Source organism: Pseudomonas sp. EL_65y_Pfl2_R96, assembly GCF_963970905.1.
GTDB lineage: Bacteria > Pseudomonadota > Gammaproteobacteria > Pseudomonadales > Pseudomonadaceae > Aquipseudomonas.
On sequence record NZ_CAXAQH010000132.1, the window covers coordinates 1 to 670 of the forward strand.

Here is a 670-nt window from a genome sequence, read left to right on the forward strand (position 1 = left end):
ATCCGCTGGACTGCCCGATCTGCGATCAGGGCGGCGAGTGTGACCTGCAGGATCAGGCGATGGGCTATGGTGTCGATAGCAGCCGCTTCGCCGAGAACAAGCGCGCGGTCGAGGACAAATATCTCGGCGCGCTGGTCAAGACCTCGATGAACCGCTGCATCCAGTGCACGCGCTGCATCCGTTTTGCCGAGGAAGTGGCCGGCGTCGAGGAAATCGGCGCGATCGGGCGCGGCGAGAACATGCAGATCGTGTCGTATCTCGAACATGCCGTGACGAGCGAGCTGTCGGGCAATGTCGTCGACCTGTGTCCGGTCGGCGCGCTGACCTCGAAGCCGTATCAGTTCGAGGCGCGCCCGTGGGAGCTGAAGAAGACGCTGACCATCGACGTGATGGACGCGGTCGGCACCAACATCCGGCTCGATTCACGCGGTCGCCAGGTTCTGCGCGCGCTGCCGCGCATCAACGAGGACGTGAACGAGGAATGGGCCAGCGACAAGACGCGCCATGTCGTTGACGGGCTGGTCCGCCGCCGCCTCGACAAGCCGTATATCCGTAAAGGTGGCCGCCTGACCGAAGCATCGTGGGATGCGGCATTCCTGGCGATCTCGCAGGTCGATGCGGGCGCGAGCGTGGCTGCGGTTGCGGGCGATCTGGTCGATTGCGAAACGAT

1 pseudogene is annotated in these 670 nt (G+C 64.2%); it reads left to right on the top strand.

The annotated features are described in order from the left end of the window. A pseudogene (locus AACY49_RS29830) lies at positions 1-670 on the top strand (hypothetical protein); the annotation flags it as partial.